The organism is Candidatus Saccharibacteria bacterium (genome assembly GCA_016789455.1).
GTDB lineage: Bacteria > Patescibacteriota > Saccharimonadia > Saccharimonadales > Saccharimonadaceae > CAIJKY01.
In genome coordinates this window covers 90,441-104,892 of record JAEUQU010000002.1, presented here as the reverse complement: position 1 = coordinate 104,892, position 14,452 = coordinate 90,441, and the positions used below count along the sequence as shown (strand labels likewise).

15 protein-coding genes are annotated in these 14,452 nt (G+C 59.4%); 9 read left to right on the top strand and 6 right to left on the bottom strand.

Annotated elements, in window-relative coordinates; genetic code table 11:
• Positions 1 to 173 precede the first annotated feature (173 nt).
• Both JNJ66_01505 and JNJ66_01500 read left to right on the top strand, forming a co-directional pair.
• Positions 174 to 1,373, top strand: a complete 1,200-nt coding sequence (locus JNJ66_01505) for a hypothetical protein (GenBank protein ID MBL8159111.1) — start codon at positions 174 to 176, stop codon at positions 1,371 to 1,373.
• A gap of 299 nt (positions 1,374 to 1,672) precedes the next feature.
• Positions 1,673 to 3,328, top strand: coding sequence for a DUF11 domain-containing protein (locus JNJ66_01500; GenBank protein ID MBL8159110.1), 1,656 nt, complete (start codon positions 1,673 to 1,675; stop codon positions 3,326 to 3,328).
• A gap of 59 nt (positions 3,329 to 3,387) precedes the next feature.
• Here the strand turns inward: JNJ66_01500 and JNJ66_01495 are convergent, their stop codons facing one another.
• Positions 3,388 to 4,239: a hypothetical protein gene (locus tag JNJ66_01495; GenBank protein ID MBL8159109.1), complete on the bottom strand. Its 852-nt coding sequence runs from the start codon at positions 4,237 to 4,239 to the stop codon at positions 3,388 to 3,390.
• Positions 4,240 to 4,289: 50 nt separating this feature from the next.
• Here JNJ66_01495 and JNJ66_01490 point away from each other — a divergent pair, with 50 nt between their 5' ends.
• Positions 4,290 to 4,505, top strand: a complete 216-nt coding sequence (locus JNJ66_01490) for a hypothetical protein (protein MBL8159108.1) — start codon at positions 4,290 to 4,292, stop codon at positions 4,503 to 4,505.
• On the opposite strand, the gene JNJ66_01485 is transcribed toward JNJ66_01490, so the two are convergent.
• The 3 genes from JNJ66_01485 to JNJ66_01475 form a co-directional block, all read right to left on the bottom strand.
• Positions 4,495 to 6,699, bottom strand: a complete 2,205-nt coding sequence (locus JNJ66_01485) for a hypothetical protein (protein ID MBL8159107.1) — start codon at positions 6,697 to 6,699, stop codon at positions 4,495 to 4,497. The genes JNJ66_01490 and JNJ66_01485 overlap by 11 nt on opposite strands.
• A gap of 113 nt (positions 6,700 to 6,812) precedes the next feature.
• Entirely contained in the window at positions 6,813 to 7,214 is a 402-nt protein-coding gene (locus JNJ66_01480; protein MBL8159106.1) for a hypothetical protein, read from the bottom strand.
• Positions 7,215 to 7,309: 95 nt separating this feature from the next.
• Entirely contained in the window at positions 7,310 to 8,107 is a 798-nt protein-coding gene (locus tag JNJ66_01475) for a hypothetical protein (protein MBL8159105.1), read from the bottom strand.
• A gap of 113 nt (positions 8,108 to 8,220) precedes the next feature.
• Here JNJ66_01475 and JNJ66_01470 point away from each other — a divergent pair, with 113 nt between their 5' ends.
• Positions 8,221 to 8,598 carry a response regulator gene (locus tag JNJ66_01470; GenBank protein MBL8159104.1) on the top strand — a complete coding sequence of 126 codons (378 nt, stop codon included), beginning with the start codon at positions 8,221 to 8,223 and terminating at the stop codon, positions 8,596 to 8,598.
• A gap of 56 nt (positions 8,599 to 8,654) precedes the next feature.
• On the opposite strand, the gene JNJ66_01465 is transcribed toward JNJ66_01470, so the two are convergent.
• Together JNJ66_01465 and JNJ66_01460 are read right to left on the bottom strand one after the other, a co-directional pair.
• Positions 8,655 to 9,479 (bottom strand): bifunctional 5,10-methylenetetrahydrofolate dehydrogenase/5,10-methenyltetrahydrofolate cyclohydrolase, encoded by an 825-nt coding sequence (locus JNJ66_01465; protein ID MBL8159103.1) that lies wholly within the window; start codon positions 9,477 to 9,479, stop codon positions 8,655 to 8,657.
• Between the two features lie 54 nt (positions 9,480 to 9,533).
• Positions 9,534 to 10,202, bottom strand: coding sequence for a Crp/Fnr family transcriptional regulator (locus JNJ66_01460; protein MBL8159102.1), 669 nt, complete (start codon positions 10,200 to 10,202; stop codon positions 9,534 to 9,536).
• Positions 10,203 to 10,399: 197 nt separating this feature from the next.
• Here JNJ66_01460 and JNJ66_01455 point away from each other — a divergent pair, with 197 nt between their 5' ends.
• From JNJ66_01455 to JNJ66_01435, 5 genes are all read left to right on the top strand, one after another.
• The gene (locus tag JNJ66_01455; GenBank protein MBL8159101.1) at positions 10,400 to 10,573 is read left to right on the top strand and encodes a hypothetical protein; all 174 of its coding nucleotides are present in this window, start codon (positions 10,400 to 10,402) and stop codon (positions 10,571 to 10,573) included.
• A 77-nt stretch (positions 10,574 to 10,650) separates the two neighbouring features.
• Positions 10,651 to 12,027 carry a ricin-type beta-trefoil lectin domain protein gene (locus tag JNJ66_01450; GenBank protein MBL8159100.1) on the top strand — a complete coding sequence of 459 codons (1,377 nt, stop codon included), beginning with the start codon at positions 10,651 to 10,653 and terminating at the stop codon, positions 12,025 to 12,027.
• A gap of 83 nt (positions 12,028 to 12,110) precedes the next feature.
• Entirely contained in the window at positions 12,111 to 13,301 is a 1,191-nt protein-coding gene (locus JNJ66_01445) for a PAS domain S-box protein (protein MBL8159099.1), read from the top strand.
• Entirely contained in the window at positions 13,298 to 13,666 is a 369-nt protein-coding gene (locus tag JNJ66_01440; protein ID MBL8159098.1) for a response regulator transcription factor, read from the top strand. The genes JNJ66_01445 and JNJ66_01440 overlap by 4 nt, the downstream gene beginning before the upstream one ends.
• A 133-nt stretch (positions 13,667 to 13,799) precedes the next feature.
• The gene (locus JNJ66_01435) at positions 13,800 to 14,450 is read left to right on the top strand and encodes a hypothetical protein (GenBank protein ID MBL8159097.1); all 651 of its coding nucleotides are present in this window, start codon (positions 13,800 to 13,802) and stop codon (positions 14,448 to 14,450) included.
• Positions 14,451 to 14,452: the final 2 nt, after the last annotated feature.

Genomic DNA, 14,452 nt, shown 5'->3' with positions numbered 1-14,452 from the left:
GTGCAGTGTCATGTGTCACTATCAAGCAATCTCCGTTCTATCTCCCGAGGAGCAGCCCGCCAGCTGTGAAAACCACCTGTTTTCACGCTTGGCGCGCTGCCCCTCTCCCGGAGGGCAGCCGCGCCGGATCGTCCGGTGCGAACTGATCCCTTCGGGGAAAGGAGAAAAGGAACATGGCTGGACCTCGTCCCATCGGGGACTACACGAGCCCCTCATCGCGTACGCGGGGGTTCCCGGCACTGGGAGCCACCATCGGTGTGGTCGTCGTCGCGATCTTCGCGATCTTCGGCCTCATCATCAGCAGCGCCATGGGCCCCGGCGACCCCGCCAGCTACAGCGGTTCGTCTCCGGACGAGCCGCCGGCACCCAGCGACAACGTCCAACTGGCCTCGCTGCGGATCATCGGCGACTCCACCAAGCACGTGGAGCCCGTCGTCTCGACCGCCAAGACAGACCCCAGTGAATGGGCGACCACCTGGGCCGAGCAGGTCCGGAAGGTCAACGCCCTGCCTCGTGCGCAGCGTGATCACTACATCCGTGAAGTGATCAACGCCAACGCCAAGGATACGGGCTTCACCTGGGACGACGTCCTGGAATGGGCCAAACTGGGCAACGTCGACGCCCGCACGATTCAGGCGTTCAACACCCTGGAGGACGCCAGCTTCGACGAGATCCGCGACAAGCTCCGTGGCGTCATCGGCGACGACGTCGATGACCTCCCGGTGTGCTCGGACAAGGGCGACTTCAACAACACCATGGGCCTCAAGGAGGGAACCGCCAAGGTCTTCCTCGACACTGAGGCCCAGCTGCGCGTCTCGCTGTCCCCCCTCATCAAGGTGGACGGCGAGTGGAAGGTCACCTGCAAGGACCGCCGCAGCAGCAGGTCCGGCGTCTTCGTCGACTGCTGGAACCTGTGGTGGTACGGTGTGCCGCCGGTCAAGGAGACGACTCCGGTCACCACTCCGGCACCGACGACCACCCCCAGCACGGGCAAGTCCACGACCGCCACCAACCCGTCGGGCGTGGAGCGCCCGTCGTCCAGCACCACCACCAGTACGACCACGACCACCACGTCGCTGGAGTCCAAGAACACGGGCGTCACGAACCCTCCGGGGGTCGAGCGTCCGGCCGGCAACGGCAACACGGTCGTCACCACGGCCGAGACACGGCCGGGTGCCAAGGCCAACGCCCTGGTGCCCAACCCGGTCACGACCACCACGACGACGACTACGTCCGCCGTGGTGCGTTCCAACACCAGTGCCGGTACATCCGGCAGCGATGCCGGTCGGTCTGGTGCCGGCGCCCCCGAGGCGGTCGGCGCCCAGAACGGCAGCGTCAGCGGCTGTGTGCCCGCTCCGGGCAGCAGCTGCTGAGGCAGTACGCCCCGCCCGGCCCGCACGACGCGGCGCCGGGCGGGGCGGCCCATCCACAATAGATGACACATGACGAGAGGAGTCCATCCACGTCGAGCCAGCCGAGAGGCTGGAACCGAGGTTGAGGCTCCTCTCAATCTCCAGGTTCATATTTCTTTGCACAAACCGGTTTATTGTCAGTGCACCAGATGGCATGGTGGCTATAAGAAATCACATTGCCAGAACGTCACAAAAATTATATAGTTACACGATACAGTCATTTAAGATTTTTCCAAGAGAGTAAAGGAGAGGAACAGTATATGATTACCAATGTACGCAATATGCTGCAGTACGTCCCGAAACGGTTCATCCCGGTTCTGGCCGTCCTGCTGGCCGTCGCCGTCCCGTCAGCCCTGATGGCCTGGGGTCCGGAACGGACCACTTACACCATGGCGAACCCCGCCCCGCACGTCACGTTCAACTCCATCACCGACAACCCCAACTACGGTGATGAGCGTGAATTTGTGACCATCAAGGATCTGACCGCCGGCGGCGGCCTGACCAACAGCGCCAACCTGGTGCCTGGCCACGAATATCAGGTACAGATGTACATCCACAACGACGCGGCTGCCAACCTGAACGCCAGCGGCGCTGGTGTTGCAAAGGACGTCACCGTCCGCGCCCAGCTGCCTTCCAGCGTCAACGGCCAGGACACAGTTGACGGTTTCATCACTGCCAGCAATGCCAAGCCCCAGGAAGTCTTTGACACCGCAGCCCTGACCAGCACCGGCAACGTCGAACTCGAGTTCGTCAACGGCTCTGCCATGCTGCACACCCACGCCCAGCAGACCAAGCTGGCCGACAGCGTCATCACCACCGGTGCCCGTGTCGGCGACGCCGACCTGAGCGGCAACTGGCGCGGCTGTATCGAGTATGCCGGTGCCGTCAGCTTCAAAATCAAGGTAAAGGACAATGCCGCTCCTAGCTTCACCTTCGAAAAGCGCGTCAGCAAGCAAGGTGCCGACCAGTGGACCAAGAACTACACCGCCCAGCCCGGCGAAACCGTCGATTACCTGCTGGAGTACAAGAACACCGGTAACACCCTGCAGGATGACGTCACCCTGACTGACGACCTGCCGAGCGGCATGACCTACGTTGCCGGCAGCAGCGTCCTGGGCAACGCCACCAACCCGGGTGGCGTCAAGACCAACGACGGCGTCACCACCAGCGGCCTGAACGTCGGCGACTACCAGCCGGGCAGCAACGCCTGGATGATCATCAGCGCCAAGGTACCGGCTGCCAGCAGCCTGACCTGCGGCACCAATACCCTGACCAACAAAGCCAGCGTCGAGACCGGCGATGGCCAGAAGGACAGCAGCGCTACGGTCACCGTTGAGAAGAAGTGTGAGCAGCCGACCCCAACCCCGACTCCAACTCCTACCCCCACCCCGACACCGACCCCTGTTCCTACACCTACACCAACACCGACTCCAACTCCGGTTCCTACCCCCGTCCCGACCCCTACCCCCGCACCGGCCCCGGCCTACAGCTGTGACTACCTGCGCATCGTCGAGACGCCTTCCCGCGACAGCGTCGTCCTGGAAGCCCGCGGCCTGGCCAGCAATGGCGCCACCATCAAGGAGTATCGCTTTGACTTCGGCGACGGCAAGAGCATGATCGCCGGTGTCGGCAGCGAGCGCCAGCCGCACACCTACACCCAGCCGGGTACCTACACCGCCCGCGTCAACGTAACGGTTGCCGCCGAAGGCCGCACCGTTACCAACGTCACCAGCAACGCCTGCGCCGTGACCATCAAGGTCAACGAGCCGACCAAGGCGACACCTGTCACCACCCTGCCAAGCACCGGCCCTGCCGAAATGGCCATGAGCGGCCTGTTCGGCACTGGTGTCATCGGCTACGGCCTGCACGCGTACCGCCGCAGCCGCCAGCAGCTGGTGAGCGCTCTGCGCAAGTAAGCGCTGAATCGCAATTAAAAAACCGCTTCACTCACGAAGCGGTTTTTTAATTCCCAACCTTAGGCCCGTGCGATAGCAACCGCACGTTTCAGTACACGTTCTCCGCCCCGTATGGCCAGGGACACATGTGGCGCGTCCACCATCTCTACGGCTATGGTATTGATTGCCGCTTCTTCTAGAGACCGGCGAACCTCTGACTCTGGGAAGATCTTGTCCCTTTCACCAAGCAACAATGTAAGTTTCTTGCCTCGACGACCGATTGCCCCGGCAAGCTGACGGCACTCCGGCCTCAAGTCCCTGGAGACACCGTATGCATACTTCTGGCCCGACAGCCTCCAGTGCGAGTCGATGAGCAATGCATGTGCGGCAAGGAATGTCAGATGGAGTGTCCGTCGGTCCAGTGCAGGAGTCTGCAGGGCCTGGAGCGCCGAGAGGAAGGCGCGCCACTTTAACGTACGGAGCCGCCGCCTGGGCGTATCTCCCAAGGCATCGGCCGTGAACCCCAGCGGCATTGCCAATATGACATTACCGATCAGCTCCGGACTCTCCAATGCCGCGAACACCACGCCAGGTACGGCCTGCGACTCAGCCACGATGTTCAGTTCTTTAGACTTGTACGTACGGCGCACTGCTTGTAGTGCAGTCCGGGTGAAACTGGACGCAAAATCCTCCAAGTTACGAGCACTGCGATCCGCTTCCCTATGCGGCAGACCCTCGACGACAACTGTGCCTGCGGGCGCGCTTTCAGCAACCCATCGGACAACTTTTCCTCGCTGAGCTGAGCCAAGAAAGATGACCGTATCGATAGCCCTTACCATATCGGTAGTACACGACCAGAACTGGAAGGGCATATCTTTGGTGTCATAACGGAAACGGCCTTCATGCCGGGTAATGGTCGGTTGCATGTTCATACTATACTACTCTCAGCAAGTTACACCTCAATATGTGTTATAATAAGTTTATGAGCCAAAAGAAGAAGCGCACCAAAGCCTACACCGGCGCCGACGCCAAAGCCTCGGCCAAACCTACCGTCCACCGATATACCGCCGTCGACCGCGGCCGCGCCGGCCAGTGGATCCATGAGCGGCGCACCATGCTGCGACGCATTCTTCTCTATGGCGTCGGTGGCGCCGTAGCCGTCTGGCTACTGATTGATGCCATTATCTCTATTTTGTAGACGTATCAGGCTTGACTGGCAGCGGCAGGCTGAAGCCAAACGTGCTGCCCTTACCCTCGACTGACGAGAAGATGATACTGCCGCCATGCGCCGTCACCACTTTCTTGATCATATACAGGCCGATACCCGTACCGTCTGGCCGCGTCTTGCGGGCATTGCTGGCCCTAAAGAACTTTTCGAACAGGTCATGCTGCTCGGCGACAGGCACGCCGATACCCTTGTCCTTGACTTTGAACACCAGCTGCCCGGACCGCACATACAGTTCCACCGTCACCGTGGTACCCGGCCGCGAGTAATAAATGGCGTTGTCCGTCAGGTTCATGATGACCTGCCGCATCTTCGTCTCATCCAGCCGCAACCGCGGGATGTGCGCTGGCGGCTCGTACTGCAGCTTCAGCCCACGGCCCTGGGCCACGGTGCGCAGCTGCTGTATCTCCTGGGCGACCACGGCCGCCATATCGACTTCACCATATTCCAGCATGAACTTGCCGGTCTTGAGGCGCGAGACGTTCAGGAAGTCGGCAATCAGGTACACCATGCGCTGCGAGCTGTTGAAAGCCTCGGTCAGCATCTTGTGCTGCGTCTCGTTGATCGGGCCGGCATCCCCCTCCAGCACCAGGCTCAGATATCCCTTGACACTGGTCAACGGCGTCCGTAGCTGATGTGACGCCATACTGACGAACTCATCCTTGGCCTCATCCAGCTGCCGCAGCTTGGCGTTGGAGCGGCGGAGGCGGGCGGTGGCCTCGTCGACTTTTTGCTGCAGCGTCACGTTGAACTGTCTGATTTCCTCGAAGCGCATGGCGTTTTGGAAGCCGAGGGCCAATTCATCGGCAGCGGTCGAAAGTAACTGCATATCTTTCTGGGTGTAGATTGAGCCGTTCTGCTTGAGGCCGGAAAGAATATAGCCCTTCAGATCGTTCGTTGCCTTCAGCGCCACTACTACATCTATATCAAGTTTGCTCATGAGCCGGCGCAACTCGCTCGTTGCCGGCAGTTCCTCACGGCTCAGTGCCATGGAGCTGCGTTGCGCTCCTGATTTAGTGTGCCGCTCAAGCTGACTGACCAGTTTGGGCATGAATGGCAGCTGCATTCCCCCTTCCGCTGCCAACAGACGAGGCGTACTTTCGCCTGGCCTCATGATTAAAAAGCTCATCCGCTCAGGCCTGATGGCCTCCATCAGAATGACGCGCGCCCGTAACGCCAGCGTATCAATGGCCGTCTCATTGATCGCAACGTCACCGAGCCGGCTGATAATATCAGGCATATTGTAATCGTGACGGAAAAACAGCTTGTCGGTCACCTTGTCGAAGAACCGCTTAAGCGGGCCGTACGTCACCGCCAGTGCTATTGCCAGACCGATATAGACAGCATTCTGCAACAGCGAAACCCGTTCGTCTTTAAAGAAATACTGGATGATACCGAAAGTCGCCAAGCCGTAGAGCACGGCGAACGTCAACAGAACAAATACATAGGCGACCGAACGTGCTACTACCAGCCTAAGATCGAATAATTTATGCTTTAAGATGACATACGTGAACGCTGCTACCGAAATATAGCCCGCCAAAAAAGCATAGCCCGCCGGCTCGGAGTTGCCGATCAGGCTGGGTAATACCGAGCCGACCACCAGCCCGACCGCCAAGGTCAACAACAGCCCATAGAACATAATCAGCAACTGCTGACCAATCTGGCCCTTGATATGCCGGGCAGTATTCACCATCACCGACAGCGATAAGATGCCGACGGCTACCAGTATAGCCATATAGGCTATGTAGCCCGGTCCGCGCACGACGTCGTAACCGATGTTTCCAGCCAGCCCCTGTCGCAGCTGAATGTCAGCTACAACCCCGTTGCCGATAAGCGCGTACAGCATAACCCCCAAACAGATAAGCGCCAGTGTTCTGAGATAAAAGCGATGCTCCCGTGCATACAGTGTGCCGTGTATCATTTTCACCACCAACACATAGCAGCTGTACACTGCCGCCACAGGAAAGACAAATGCCAGCCGGCTCCATAATAACGACATCCCGAGCGCATCCATCTCCCCGAGTATGCCTGCCATGATCCACAGACTGATAGAAACCAGGAATGCCAGCAGTGCCCGCCGTGACGGCGCCGTCGGATTCCTAAGCAGCACCGCCAGACCCAATGCGATCAGGAAGATGATGGAAATGACTTGAAGGAAGAAAAGCATACGACGATTGTGCCTGCCTTAAGCATAATACGCCCCGTCCCTCAGGACAATCAGAAGATGGAAATCGGCCACCCTGCTGCATGGCAGGATGGCCGATACCACGGTCATGCCGGTCACCCGGCCCGTCTGCTCCTGATGTTGCTCCAGATGATGCCGGTCAGCACCACCGTCACCCAGCCAAGGATGACCGTAAGCACCCAGGACGGCATCGAGCGCCCTGCCGCCAGTAGCACGTACAGGTACGGCGCAGCGAATGACAGGAGCGCGGTCAGAAACCAGCCCGTCAGCCGGAACGGACGGCGCGGTCTTCGGAAAATCTCCTCGAACGTCCGCGGCACCGCCACGGCATACGGCACAGCCGTTACGACGTCGATAGCCAGGAACAGCCACGGGTTGACGCCGTCGAGCCAGAACACAGCCGCGGCGCGCACCAGCGTGACGATGATGACCGACGTGCCGAATGTCGCCTTGACGAGACGCCACCAGCCGCTCGTCTGCCACGTTCCGGACCCCATATCACTCGCAGTATCCATCAGAACAGCCCACCCTTCGATGATTGATCGTGGTCTGTCTATTTTATAAAACTAAAAGCTAAATCATGCAATAGGTGTCAGCGAAGCGCGCCGATATCCGTCAGCTCCGCCACTTCCTCATCACTCAAAAACGATGTGTCCATATCCTCCAAGAAGAACCTGACAAGATCGAGGTAGCCCTCGGCCGCCTCTTCGCCCTTCTCCTCAACAAGCCGGCGATAATTGTCGGCCATCGCGCCGGCACAACGGTCCGGGAACAGCAGCATGGGGTCGGAGACGCCGCCCTCATAGCGCTTACGCTCTCCAGCCCTGATGATACCTTCACCGAACATGGCTTGCAGGTTTTCGGTCAGGCCACGCTCCGAGCGCATGACGCAGACTTTGTGTCCGGCATAGCGCGAGAACTGCCATGATTCCCGATACAGGCTCAGCACTGCTGCGAAGTTCTGGCCGTTCTTTTTGGCTAGGCCTGAAATTTCAACGACTGCCCGAGGCTCCGCAACTTTGATTGCTTCAATCAAACTTTGGGCATCGGGCATAAGATCAAAATCCCGCTCGAGCGGAAATTGCCACTCGGCGGGCTCTGCCCCTTCGGGTATGTAAATCTGTCTGGTTGTCGCGACAATCTCGCCGGTCGCCTCATCAACGTGAAAAAAATAATGTGAGTTATCGCGGTCAGGATCGGCATCACGACTGATGCGGCCGTCGTCATCAATGTCATCGGGCCCTATGAAGCCTTTGCGCAGGTAGCGCTCGGCCACCAGTCGGCCACACTCTAAAACAATCTCTGGGGAATTCTCGGTAGTAACAGGCTGCAGGGGAGGCCGCGTCAGAACATCCTTACGGTGTTCGACGCGTTCTTGTAGTGCGCTCATAGGCGTGTATGATAATGTGTACCTTTCGTACCCTAAAACTATACACTACATAAGCTGTATTGTCAAGTATGCAGACGTTCTCCCGCTTTTCAAGTACATGCTACAATAAAACCATGCAAAAAATAGCCATCATCGAAGACGATTCCGTAATTGCCGAAATGTACCGCATGAAGTTTGAGCTGGAAGGCTTTGATGTCGAGGTTGCCAGCGACGGCCGCCTGGGCGTCCAGATGGTCGAAGAAATCAGTCCGGATCTGATACTGATGGATCTGCAGATGCCGGAGATGGGTGGGGCTGAGGCGCTGGGCATCATCCGCGCGCAGGAGTGGGGCCGGGATGTGCCGGTGCTCATCCTGACCAACACGGGCGAGGAAGAGGCGCCGGATTCGCTGCACGAGCTGCGGGTTGAGAGCTATATCGTCAAGGCAGAGCTGACACCGAGCAAGGTGGTGGAGCGGGCCAAAGAAGTCTTGGCAAAATATAAGAAGTAAGTATCGCAACGTCTGACAGGCCGGCGTCCGCCGGTCTTTTTATTGCATGACGGCTTTTATTGCCCGGCGGCGTCCGCGACGCGCCGGGCGGCCTGGATGACGTTATCGAACAGTGCGCAGACCGTCAATGGCCCGACGCCACCTTTTTCCGGCGTGATAATCAGGTCGTCACGCAGGCGCACATCAGAGGCGACATCACCTACCAGCCTGCCGGCCTCGCTGGCCACGCCGGCATCTACCACCACGGTGCCGGGTGAAAGCATCTGGCTGGTGATAAGCCCGGCCGTACCGGTAGCGGTCACGATGACCTCGGCGCCACGTACCTGTTGGAGAAAATCCGCTTCCGGCGTCTGGTCATCGACGACGACCGGCGACAACCCGGACTGCTGCCAGAGCCGCTCAAGCGGCCCGCCCACCAGTTTGCCGCGGCCGACGATCAGCAGCTGCTTACGTTCCAGTGCGATATTGTATCCGGCCAACAGCCAGTTGATAGCCATGGCCGTGGCGGGCGTGAACTCGGTCGCAGCACCCAGACCGTCAATATCCTTGTGCGGCGCCACCAGGTTGATGAAACGCTCTGTGTCAGCCGGATCAGTCAACGGCAGCTGGATGATGATGCCATGGACCGCATCATCATCGTTCAGGCGGCGGATGACGGCTTCGGCCTCGGACTGCGGCACCAGGTGATGCTCCAGCTCTACCAGGGTCTCTTCGGCATAGCGCCGCTTCAGGCGGATGTAGCTGTTGATGACCGGGTCGTCAAGCGTCTGCACGATGGCGAGGCGCGGAAAGATACGCGCTGCCTGGCGCAAGGCACGCACCTGCCGGGCCTGGCGCTCTTGGATATAGCCGGCCAACTCTTTGCCGTCGAGTAGTTTCATGGGCTACATTGTACCAGAGTAAGCCTGGCTGTAAACCGCGCGGGTCAGCCCTGGCTACTGATGCTTGTCGAGCAGCCTGCGGTTGACCTCCAGCAGCGCAGGGTGCGGACAGCGCACCATCTTGGTGTCACGCAGCTGATGCATGGCGATGGTGACGCTTTCACGCGTCAGGCCGGTAATATCCGCCAATAGCTGATGACTGACCGGAAATTTGATGCGCCGCCAGCTCGTCAAAGCGGAAGCGCTACGCCGGGCATGCCGCCGCGCCAGATACTGCAGGGCGGCCACCAGCTTGCGCGTGCTGCTGCTTTTGCCCAGGCTATCGAGTCGGGCCATCAGCTGCTGCAGCTCGCCGACGGACTGCCGCAGGATGAACCGGCACAGCGCCGCCCCTTCCGGCCGGTTCAGATAGGCCTGAAAATCAGCGTACGGGACGGCGTATGCCCTGATATCCGTCAGGGCGGTATAGAACCAGGCCACCAGCGGCTTGTTATGATCGAAATTAACCAGTGGAAAGACGGTCTGCGGCTTGCTGAGGATGGTGAGGACTTTCTGATTGCCCTGCTCGTCGTACTCATGCGCCTTGACGGCACCATCGTCCAGCACGAAGACATAATTGATATAATCTCCCGGATATAGCACCGTCTGGCCTTTGGCGTATGAGCGCAGATGTGCGTGCTCGAGCAGCGGTCCGAACGGCGCCTGGCCGCGCGAAAGATGCATTGTTCTGTTGTATTTCTTAATGGCGGTTTGGACACTGTGCATCATACATTTTCTATTATCACCTCTTGGATGCGGCGGAGATGTTAGCTGGCTCACATATCGGCTGTGATGAAATAGTCGTGACTATAAAAAACCTTACTGCGGGCCGCAGTACACAGCCGTATGATGAGCACATCATTATCAAGGGAGTTACTGCCATGCCAAAGATCGCATCGTTCAGCCTGTCCGCCACCTGCAGCACCAGCAAGAAGATGCTGCTATGGTCCCGCGCCAAAGCTGCCGCGGCTCCCGTGCGGCTGGCCAGCCAGCGCATCCGCCGTCCACGCCAGACGATACTGCTGGCACCAAAGTCAAAACCGGCCGCTTCATAAGGTTGACAGGCTTGCCAATTGCCACCTTGCGTGGTTAACTGAGGTAAAGCCCAAAGAAAACAAACACCGGAGCCCACATGCCCATCATTACCTACAATGGCGCACCCACCGTCGGCAAGAAAGCCCGGGCACGCGCCATGCGGCACCGCCGCAATCTGTTCCTGGCCGCCCTCGCCTGCATCGTGACTGCCGCCAGTCTTTCGTTCGTCGTGCTGACGTTTGCCTCTACTGCCAGCGGCCCTATCCGCAATGCCAACGGCAAATGCCTCGACAACAAAGGCGCGTCTACCACCGACAACAACGCCCTTCAGCTCTACACCTGCAACGGCACCCGCGCCCAACAGTGGTCATTGCCCGGTGATGGCACTATCCGCGTCCAGGACAAGTGCCTGATGCCTCGCGACGGTGAACGGACCTCTAACACACCGGCCGTCGTTGCCGAGTGCACCGCCGCCGCCTCCCAGCAGTGGATGACAAAGACGAACGGCACTATCGTCAACGTCGCCACCCGGCTATGCCTCGAGAACCGCAACGGACTGGCCACCAACGGCAACCCCGTCCACACCTCCACCTGCAACACTACCCAGAAACAGAAATGGGATCTTCCCGTCGCCGTGACCGAGACTGTCGCGCCGGGCGCTCAGCAGCAGGTCAAACAACCAGCGGCAGCTCCTGCGCCCGCGCCGGCTCCGAAGGTCAATAACCCTTCCGGCCAGGCCGTACCGAAGAGCGACCTGCCCGGATGGAAGCATGTCTTCTTTGACGACTTCAATAAAGACACCGACCCCGGCGACTGGGGCAGCCCGTGTGATTTCTACCGCGTCGCCTACACCGGCGCCGAGGGGCAGCAGTGGCGCTCCAGCCCGATGTGTGCCAACGATCTCTACGGCAAGCGTCCCTATCGGGCCGACCAGGTCCTGAGCGTTAAGAACGGCCTGCTGCGCTTCCATCTGCATACTGTCGACGGGCAGCCGGCAGGCGCCAACCCGTCGCCTATCATCAACCCGGCATTGATGGATCAACACCAGCTGTACGGTCGCTATTCCGTCCGGCTCAAGGTTGACAACCCGCACCTGCGTGAATATTACTTCGCCGGCGTCCTCTGGCCGCAATCCGAACGGTGGCCGGCCGATGGCGAAGCCGACTTTCCCGAAGGCTACCTTGACGGCACGGTCAGCGGCTTCCACCACTATGCCGGCGAGGGCTCGTGCTATGACTGTCAGGAACAGGTCCGCGAGGTCGGTGCCCGCTTCACGGAGTGGCACACCTACACCATCGAATGGACACCGGAGAAGATGACCTTCCTGCTCGACGATACCGTCGTCCTGGAAAGTACCAAGTGGGTACCGCAGACCCCGATGCGCTGGCAGCTGCAGGCCGACACCCGTGGCTTTGGCAACAACGATGGCAATCTGCTGGTCGACTGGGTTTCTATCTATCAGTACGCACCGTAAACGCCGCCGTATGGTGCAATTTGTCCTGCTGCCGTATCAATCGGCTGCCCCTTCTGCTTTAATAAGGGCAGCAAAGAAAGTGTATGGCAGTACCCGATAAATCAACCCCTCGACCCACCGTCAAAGCCGCCCTGGAAGCCGAACGCTACCGGCTGCTGGTTGAGAGTGTCCGTGATTACGCCATCTTCCTGCTTGACTCCACCGGCCATATCATCAGCTGGAATATCGGCGCCCAGAATCTCAAGGGATACACCAAGACGGATATTCTCGGACAGCATTTCTCTATTTTTTACCCCAAGAAAGACCTTGACGCCGGCAAGCCGGCCCGTGAACTTGTCGATGCCATCAAGCATGGCCGTATCGAGGACGAGGACTGGCGCGTCCGCAAGGATGGCAGCCGCTTCTGGGCCAACGTCGTCATCACCGCCCTGTTTGATGCCGATGGCAAGCACGTCGGTTTTGCCAAGGTGACCCGTGACGTCACCGACCGCAAGCAGCAGGCCGACCGCCTACTCCGCGCCAACCACAAATTGGAGGCACAGCGTGCCGAGCTGGAGCGTCTTAATACCATTAAAGATGAGTTCGTCTCGCTGGCGTCACACCAGCTGCGGACACCCGCGACCGGCGTCAAGCAGTTTTTAGGATTGCTCCTACAGGGCTACGCCGGCCCGCTGACCGAGCAGCAGTTCGACTACATTCAGAAAGCCTACGACAGCAACGACCGCCAGATCGACATGGTCAACAGCCTGCTGCACACCGCCCAGCTCGATGCGGGCAAAGTAGTGCTGCGCCATGAGACCAGTGATATTGATAGCCTGGTGGGCGACGTCATAGACGAGACCGTCGACACCTTCAAACGCCGCTGCCAGACCCTGACTTACGAGAAACATGCCGGCGTCATAGAAGCCGCCGTCGACCCGCTGCGGCTGCGGATGGTGCTGGAGAACCTGATAGACAACGCCAGTAAATACACGCCCGACGGCGGTAAGATCCATGTCACGCTGGCCAGACAGGATGACTTCGTGGTGATTACCATAGCTGATTCCGGGGTCGGCATCCATGCTGATGACATGCCCAAGCTCTACGAGAAGTTCTCGCGCATCCCCAATGCCCTGAGTGACAGTGTCGGCGGCAGCGGCCTGGGTCTGTACTGGGCGGCCGAGATCATCAAGCTGCATGGCGGTACTATCAGCGTTGAATCGGCACCACAAGCCGGCTCGACGTTCGAGGTACGCCTGCCGCTGCACCCGCAAAAGAAAGGCGCAGTCCGATGAGCCGCATCCTGCTGGTTGAAGATGAAGCCATGTTGCGCGAAGCTTTCACTATCGCGCTGATGGCCGAGAAGTTCAATGTCGATACGGCTGCCAACGGACAGGAGGCGCTCGATAAGGTACAGCGTTCCGCACCACCCTACGACCTCATATTGCTCGACCTGATGATGCCCGTGCTGGATGGTGTCGGCTTTCTAAAATCTGCCAACCTACCCAAGACCGCGCCCGGCACAAAGGTCTTTGTGCTGAGCAATCTGTCCAGCGGCGAGGAAATATCAGAAGTCATGGAGCTGGGCATCCACGGCTACAAACTCAAGGCATCACTGACTCCCAACGATGTCATCACGCTGGTGCGCGACAACCTCTGACCCTCAAACGGCTGCGTCACGTACGTCTTATGTTGTAAAATTTTTTACTGAAGTACCGCGCGCTTCCGCCTACACTAAGACGTACATCGGCCTGCCGCCCGGCAGTACCGCTAATACGACAGAAGGAGTAGGCATGGCAGACGAACGACAGCACGATCACGACAGGGATGCACACGATGGCGAACGGACCCACAAACGGCCGGCCCGCCCGAACCACCGCATCCGGACCCAGACAGTGGACGAGACGCAGCAACGAGCTCAGTTCGGCGGCTTTAACGGTGGCGCCGCCTTTTACGGCTGGCTGGTGGCCGTGGCTATTTCAGTACTGCTACTGGCACTGATCTCGGCTGGCGGCACGGTCATCGCGCTGACCACGAACACCGCCATCGAGGATCTGGGTCAGCAACCCGAAGCGGTTCAGACCATCGGGCTGGTAGGCGGCATCCTGCTCGCCCTGGCCTTGACGTTGGCGTACTTTGCCGGCGGTTATGTGGCTGGCCGCATGTCACGCTTTGACGGTGGGCGGCAAGGGGCCGGCGTCTGGGTCATCGGGCTGTTGGCTATCATAGCCTCCGCGCTGCTTGGCACCGTCCTGGGCGCCCAGTACAACCTGTTGCAGCAGATTAATCTCCCCAACATCCCGGTCAACGGCGTCACCTATTCCGACGGTGGCATCCTAGCCTTGATTGTCACGCTGCTGCTGACCTTGATGGCAGCCATCGCCGGCGGCCGCGTCGGTGAGGGCTATCATCACAAGGTTGACCGGGCTGGCCGCATTAGCTAAGC

Coding starts and splice junctions, on each gene's coding strand:
- JNJ66_01505 (MBL8159111.1), top strand. CDS start 174: ATGGCTGGACCTCGTCCCATCGGGGACTACACGAGCCCCTCATCGCGT.
- JNJ66_01500 (MBL8159110.1), top strand. CDS start 1,673: ATGATTACCAATGTACGCAATATGCTGCAGTACGTCCCGAAACGGTTC.
- JNJ66_01490 (MBL8159108.1), top strand. CDS start 4,290: ATGAGCCAAAAGAAGAAGCGCACCAAAGCCTACACCGGCGCCGACGCC.
- JNJ66_01435 (MBL8159097.1), top strand. CDS start 13,800: ATGGCAGACGAACGACAGCACGATCACGACAGGGATGCACACGATGGC.
- JNJ66_01475 (MBL8159105.1), bottom strand. CDS start 8,107: ATGAGCGCACTACAAGAACGCGTCGAACACCGTAAGGATGTTCTGACG.
- JNJ66_01455 (MBL8159101.1), top strand. CDS start 10,400: ATGCCAAAGATCGCATCGTTCAGCCTGTCCGCCACCTGCAGCACCAGC.
- JNJ66_01440 (MBL8159098.1), top strand. CDS start 13,298: ATGAGCCGCATCCTGCTGGTTGAAGATGAAGCCATGTTGCGCGAAGCT.
- JNJ66_01470 (MBL8159104.1), top strand. CDS start 8,221: ATGCAAAAAATAGCCATCATCGAAGACGATTCCGTAATTGCCGAAATG.
- JNJ66_01445 (MBL8159099.1), top strand. CDS start 12,111: ATGGCAGTACCCGATAAATCAACCCCTCGACCCACCGTCAAAGCCGCC.
- JNJ66_01485 (MBL8159107.1), bottom strand. CDS start 6,699: ATGCTTTTCTTCCTTCAAGTCATTTCCATCATCTTCCTGATCGCATTG.
- JNJ66_01450 (MBL8159100.1), top strand. CDS start 10,651: ATGCCCATCATTACCTACAATGGCGCACCCACCGTCGGCAAGAAAGCC.
- JNJ66_01495 (MBL8159109.1), bottom strand. CDS start 4,239: ATGAACATGCAACCGACCATTACCCGGCATGAAGGCCGTTTCCGTTAT.
- JNJ66_01465 (MBL8159103.1), bottom strand. CDS start 9,479: ATGAAACTACTCGACGGCAAAGAGTTGGCCGGCTATATCCAAGAGCGC.
- JNJ66_01460 (MBL8159102.1), bottom strand. CDS start 10,202: ATGCATCTTTCGCGCGGCCAGGCGCCGTTCGGACCGCTGCTCGAGCAC.
- JNJ66_01480 (MBL8159106.1), bottom strand. CDS start 7,214: ATGGGGTCCGGAACGTGGCAGACGAGCGGCTGGTGGCGTCTCGTCAAG.